We start from the raw sequence: 2549 nt of genomic DNA on the forward strand, positions 1-2549 counted from the left end.
GAGATGCCGCTGCTTGCGGTGAAACATGTGTCGCTTGACGAGGGCAGGGCGATCCTGAAGGCCGAGGATTACTGAAGCCGCGCTTTTGCCGGATCGCCCGCCAGTTCCGCGATGACCTGTTCCCACAGCGCTGTGGGCTGCAAACCCACCAGAACGTGGCGGTCTGCCACGATGAAGGTCGGCACGCCGCTCACGCCGCGTCCAGCGTGTTGGGTGTGCGGGTGATCGCCGCGAGGTTCGGTTCGATCCCCGCCGCGCGGGCCTTGTCGTCGATCTCGACACAAGCGCGGGCGGTCTCGATCTGGCCGCCGAACTTGGCTTCGAGATAGGCGCGCCGGTCCATGCCCGCGCGCGGCATGCCGGGGTTCAGCTGGAAGGGCTGCCAGACGATCTCGAACGGGTGGTCGGGCCGGGCGTCCGTCGCGGCATCCAGCAGCCGCTTGCCGATCAGGCACCAGGGGCATATCGGATCGGCGAAGATGTCAGGCCGGACAATGGCCAGCCTCGTAGGATGCGCGGATCTGGCGGCGGTTCAGCTTGCCGTTCGGGTTCTTCGGCAACTCGTCCACATGGACGTAAAGGCGCGGCTGCTTGTAGCGGGCCAGCCGTTCGGCGGCAAAGGCGGCAAGCTGGTCCTCGGGCAGGGCCTCGCCGGTGTAGAAGGCCGCGATCACGGTCGTATCGGCCCGGATCGCGATCTCGGTCGCGGCGACCTCGTGGACCCCGGGATGCGCCATCAGCACGCGTTCCACCTCCAGCGGCGAGACCCGCACACCGCCCGCGTTCAGCATGTCGTCGGCGCGGCCCAGATAGGTGATCGCACCGTCCGCGGCCATCTCGACCATGTCGCCGGTCAGGAACCATTCGCCATGGAACCGCGCCGCGGTTTCGGCCTCGGCCTTGAGATAGCCCAGCATCAGCCCCGGATCGCGGCGCGAAACGGCCAGTTGCCCGGGCTCGCCGCGCTGCACGGGTTCCAGGTCCGGCCCCAGCACCGCGACCCTTCGGCCCGGCTGCGGATAGCCCGAGGAGGGCAGCGGCGCGGGGCGGGCGGGGCTGCCCGAGACGAAGGTGGAACATTCCGACATGCCCAGCGCCTCGTAGACCATGGTGCCGGTGGCCTCGGTCCAGGCGGCGCGGGTGGCCTCGGGCATCTTCTCGCCCGCGGACAGGCCGTGGCGCAGCCGGGGCAGCACGAGGTGGGGATGCTCGCGCAGCATCGGACGATAGACCCCGGGCGCGGCGGCAAAGATCGTCGCGTCGAAGCGTTTCAGAAGCAGCGGCAATTGCGCGGGCCGCACACCGGGCGCGGGGATCAGCGCGGTCGCGCCGATGGACCAGGGGTCCAGCAGGCCCGTGCCCAGCGTGTAGGTCCAGTTGAAGGCGCCCGCATGCAGCAGTCGGTCCTCGGGCGTCAGGCCATACCAGCCTTCCCACATCATCCGCCGCGCCCAGACCGCGCGGTGGGCATGGATCACGCCGCGCGGATTGCCCGAGGTGCCCGAGGTATAGACGATATAGGCCGGCCGGTCCGGGTCGCCGAGGACATGGGCCGAGGCCGCGCCCTCATAGAGCGCGCGCTGCGCGTCGAGGTCGAGGACGGGGGCGGCGCAGTCCTCGGGCAGGGCAACGCCCGGACCGGCCAGGATCGCGGCGGGCTCGACCTCGGCGGCGAGTTTCGTGATCTCGGGCACGGTCAGCAGCGCCGAGGTCGGCACCGGCACCAGCCCCGCGGCGATTGCGCCCAGGAAACCGATGGGAAACTCGACCCCGTTGCCCAGCCGCAAAAGCACCCGCGCGCCGGGCTCAAGCCCCATCCCGGCAAGCCCCGCCGCCAGCCCGCGCACGGCGGCTTCGAGCCGGGCATAGCTCCAGCGTTCGGCGCCATGGGGGCCGATCACGGCCAGCGCGACCTTATCGGGCGTGCAGGCGGCCGGGGCCAGCACATGGGCGGCCAGGTTGAACGGGGTGGGACAGGGCGGCGGGGCGCCCTCGTCATAGATCGCTCGCATGGGCTGCGTGCTAGCCCCGCCGCCTTGCGGTTGCAAGGGTGGGGAACGCGACGGCGGGCGGGATCAGAACGCGTTGCGCACCGCGCGGGCCCCGGCCGAGATGTCCTCGCCGATCCCTTCGACGGTTCCGCAGCCCGCAAGGGCCAGCAGGCCCAGCATCAGAAGCGTTCGGGTCATGGATCACTCCCTCTCGGACCACCAGATATCGGGGAGAAAACCGATCCAATCCCCGTATATCGGTATCGTTTCCGGATAGCGCAGCGTGGCGCGGTGGGCAATCAGCGAACTGGGCGCATACCAGACCGGGATCACATGCCGCCCGGTCGTCAGCACCCGGTCCAGCGCGCGGGTGGCCGCGACGAAATCCTCATGCGTTTCCGAGGTCAGCAGCGCTTCGATCATGGCCTCGGCGGCGGGGCTGGCCAGCCCCATCCAGTTGCGCGTGCCGGGCCGCGTGACCCCCTCTGCTCCCCAGTAAAGCCGCTGTTCGTTGCCGGGCGACAGCGACAGCCCGACCGTGTAGAAGGCCATGTCGAA

At 70.0% G+C, this 2549-nt stretch carries 4 protein-coding genes and 1 pseudogene; all 5 read right to left on the reverse strand.

Annotation, left to right across the window (positions count from 1 at the left end):
* Window positions 1–68: 68 nt before the first annotated feature.
* On the reverse strand, window positions 69–194 hold the full coding sequence (locus ENN83_RS17230; protein WP_414707677.1) for a hypothetical protein: 126 nt from the start codon (window positions 192–194) through the stop codon (window positions 69–71).
* On the reverse strand, window positions 191–502 hold the full coding sequence (locus tag ENN83_RS15040) for a DsbA family protein (RefSeq protein WP_414707678.1): 312 nt from the start codon (window positions 500–502) through the stop codon (window positions 191–193). The genes ENN83_RS17230 and ENN83_RS15040 overlap by 4 nt, the downstream gene beginning before the upstream one ends.
* Window positions 483–2012 (reverse strand): class I adenylate-forming enzyme family protein, encoded by a 1530-nt coding sequence (locus ENN83_RS15045; RefSeq protein WP_287188352.1) that lies wholly within the window; start codon window positions 2010–2012, stop codon window positions 483–485. Before ENN83_RS15045 ends, ENN83_RS15040 begins: the two co-directional genes overlap by 20 nt.
* A gap of 63 nt (window positions 2013–2075) precedes the next feature.
* A complete protein-coding gene (locus tag ENN83_RS15050; RefSeq protein WP_132695885.1) occupies window positions 2076–2189 on the reverse strand; it encodes an entericidin, EcnA/B family in 114 nt (37 codons plus the stop codon).
* A gap of 3 nt (window positions 2190–2192) precedes the next feature.
* A pseudogene (locus ENN83_RS15055) lies at window positions 2193–2549 on the reverse strand (ABC transporter substrate-binding protein); the annotation flags it as partial.

This window comes from Rhodovulum sp., assembly GCF_011048875.1.
Lineage (GTDB): Bacteria > Pseudomonadota > Alphaproteobacteria > Rhodobacterales > Rhodobacteraceae > Rhodovulum > Rhodovulum tesquicola.

Coding starts and splice junctions, on each gene's coding strand:
- ENN83_RS15045 (WP_287188352.1), bottom strand. CDS start 2,012: ATGCGAGCGATCTATGACGAGGGCGCCCCGCCGCCCTGTCCCACCCCG.
- ENN83_RS15050 (WP_132695885.1), bottom strand. CDS start 2,189: ATGACCCGAACGCTTCTGATGCTGGGCCTGCTGGCCCTTGCGGGCTGC.